Raw genomic sequence first — 2,662 nt, forward strand, 5'->3', positions numbered from 1 at the left:
CCACGATGGAAAGGGCTAGACCATGAGCAAGCAGGGAAACGAGGGCGCTGGTGCCGAGGCCGGGTGCAGCCGCCATGTAGGTGAACGCGAGGCACGGTCGGGGCGACGACTTGGTGAAGGACACCATCATGAAGGCCTGGGCAAAGCAGGATCACTTCGAGATGGGCACCAACATGAAGGCCTGGCTTTTCACAATCCTGCGCAACGAACTCTATAGCCAGATGCGTAAGAGCGGCCGCGAGATCCAGGACAGCGACGGCCTTTTCACCGAATCCATGGCGATGCATCCGGCGCAATACGGCGCTCTCGACCTGCAGGATTTCAAAAAGGCACTTGACCAACTGCCGCCGGATCAGCGCGAGGCGATCATTCTCGTCGGCGCATCAGGCTTCTCCTACGAAGAAGCCGCGGAGATCTGCGGATGCGCCGTCGGCACCATCAAGAGCCGAGTCAATCGTGCCCGCCAGCGGCTCCAGGAACTGCTGCAGATCTCCGGCGAAGCGGATTTCGGCCCGGATTCGACGTCCGCGCCGCTGACGTCGAAGGCTTTCGCCTTCTGATCCACGCGTTGAATCGGAGGAAAAAGCCGGTTGCCTCAGGCGCCGGCTTTTTGTTGTGCAAGAGATGAAGACTAGCCCTGAAAACTCGGCAGCAAACATGCCGGTCGCCGCTGCGCGGAATGCTTGACGATTGAGGTGCGGTCGCTAGCTCATGACCGGTGCTCGTTGCGGATTTGAGCGTGGCTTGCGGGCATGGGCTACACGAGGATCGACTGATGAACAGCAACGAACGTCCAACATTTATCACCCACTGGCGCAATATCGAGCGACCCGATGAGCCGCATTATTCAGGACGCGATGAACGCATGAGCATTGGCGCGCCTTTTGGCCGGGCGTTCAGCCTTTCGAAACTCGGCATTCATCATGAGCGGTTGCCGGCCGGCCGGCGCACATCGCTTCCACATGCCGAAAGCGCGGAGGAGGAATTCGTCTTCGTTATCGAAGGATCTCCCGACGTGTGGATCGATGGCCATCTGCATCGGCTCGCACCCGGCGACGGCGTGGGGGTCCCGGCTGGCACCGGCATAGCCCATAGTTTCATCCATAACACTGAGGAGGAGGTCCGGCTGCTCGTGGTCGGAGAGAGACACAAGCCGGAGAACCGTATTCACTATCCTCTCAACCCGGAAAGGAAGACGCTCATTGACGATTGGTGGGACGATTGGCCGAAGCGGCCACTTGGCCCCCATGATGGACTTCCGGACCGCATTCGCAAATGTACGAGCTAAACTGGCTAGAGGTCAGGATCCCTAGTCGCGGTGTTTGGAGCCCATCAAGTTTGTTGCAACGAGCGCGGCACGCACGCCGGCCGTCAAAAGCGGCTGTGAACGGACAAGGCCGATGCCGGCGGCTGCCAGTGACTCGATCGCCAGGCGGCGCTCCTGTGCACGACGCGCTTCCTGTGCATTCATGACCTTCATGACGATCAGCACGGCGATTCCGATCAGCAGCGCGCATGCCGCAAGAAAGAGGGCAGCACCGACTGCGCCGTAGACGCCCGCGAGCCAGATTGTCCCGGCTGTCACCGCAAGCGCATAGGCACTCAGAAGGAAGATTGCGGCGAGCGCGATGAAAATACCGTTGCGCTTGGTTCGCGCAACGGTCCTGTGAAAACTGTTTCCTAACAAAAGGCTGAGGATCGGAAAGAGCATCGATCCTCCTTAACGGCGTGCGAGGAGCGCGAGCACGAGGCCGAAGGCGGCCGCCGCACCGATCGTTGCGATCGGATGCCTGCGTACCGTATGGCGAACTTCATTTGCGCCGCGCAGATAGCCCTCCTGCAGATCGTGGAGGAGGTCTTCGCTGCGGCCAAGGAGTTCGTCATAGCCAGCAGCCGCCTGATAGCGGAGCTTTTCGCCGCGCCGTCGCGAATTCTTCGCAACCAACTTCGTCAGGGACGCAATATCGTCGCGCAGGCTTTCGATCTGGTCCTCGATCGTGGATTCGATGTCGTGAAGCGTACCGTTGCCATGGCGCCGGCCGCGAATGGACGGGAGGATGGAAGCCATGATGCTCTCCTTGGAATGGGCGCGCGCAAAGTCGCGGGCCGGTTTTAAACGAGGTCAGCACCGATCGTTGCAATAAGTCGTATCGCCCGGCATTGATCCAAATCATCGACACGACAACGCGCTGGCCAATCAAAAGTTCCGGCGGTTTAGCGGCCCGCAAGCGCGCTGTGAGCCAGGACAAAGGGTGTTCCGTCCATCGGAACCTGACTGATGCGCAGCGGGCATCCGAATACAGATTGCATGCGCTCGTCGGTGAGCACGTCGCTGACGCTGCCGGCAGCGGCTAGTCCCCCGGCTTTCATGAGGACGATCTGGTCCGCGAAAAGAGCGGTCAAGTTGAGATCGTGCATGACTGCGATCACGCCGCCGCCTGCGTCGCAGAACTTCCGCGCAAGGCTCATGATCGTCAGCTGATGGCTTATGTCGAGGCTGGAAACCGGCTCATCGAGTAACAGCCAGCAGGGTTTTCCATCCACGACCGGCTCGCAGATCTGGCACAGCACGCGCGCGAGCTGGACGCGCTGCTGCTCGCCGCCCGAAAGCGCCTGGCAGCAACGCCCTTCGAGTCACACGAGGACGCCTGCGCCGAGCTGC

The 2,662-nt window shown here is 60.6% G+C and carries 3 protein-coding genes and 2 pseudogenes; 2 read left to right on the top strand and 3 right to left on the bottom strand.

The annotated features are described in order from the left end of the window. Positions 1 to 5 precede the first annotated feature (5 nt). Together C9413_RS30775 and C9413_RS30780 are read left to right on the top strand one after the other, a co-directional pair. A pseudogene (locus tag C9413_RS30775) lies at positions 6 to 560 on the top strand (RNA polymerase sigma factor). Between the two features lie 215 nt (positions 561 to 775). Further along, on the top strand, positions 776 to 1,288 hold the full coding sequence (locus C9413_RS30780; RefSeq protein WP_170251380.1) for a cupin domain-containing protein: 513 nt from the start codon (positions 776 to 778) through the stop codon (positions 1,286 to 1,288). A gap of 21 nt (positions 1,289 to 1,309) precedes the next feature. Here C9413_RS30780 and C9413_RS30785 read toward each other — a convergent pair whose 3' ends face one another. From C9413_RS30785 to C9413_RS30795, 3 genes and pseudogenes are all read right to left on the bottom strand, one after another. Beyond that, positions 1,310 to 1,711, bottom strand: coding sequence for a hypothetical protein (locus tag C9413_RS30785; RefSeq protein ID WP_170251381.1), 402 nt, complete (start codon positions 1,709 to 1,711; stop codon positions 1,310 to 1,312). 9 nt (positions 1,712 to 1,720) lie between these two features. Continuing rightward, the gene (locus C9413_RS30790) at positions 1,721 to 2,071 is read right to left on the bottom strand and encodes a DUF883 family protein (protein ID WP_133941639.1); all 351 of its coding nucleotides are present in this window, start codon (positions 2,069 to 2,071) and stop codon (positions 1,721 to 1,723) included. Positions 2,072 to 2,214: 143 nt separating this feature from the next. Then, positions 2,215 to 2,610: pseudogene (locus tag C9413_RS30795) on the bottom strand (iron ABC transporter); the annotation flags it as partial. Between the last annotated feature and the right edge of the window lie 52 nt (positions 2,611 to 2,662).

This window comes from Rhizobium sp. SEMIA 4085 (assembly GCF_013004495.1).
Taxonomy (GTDB): Bacteria; Pseudomonadota; Alphaproteobacteria; order Rhizobiales; family Rhizobiaceae; genus Rhizobium; species Rhizobium gallicum.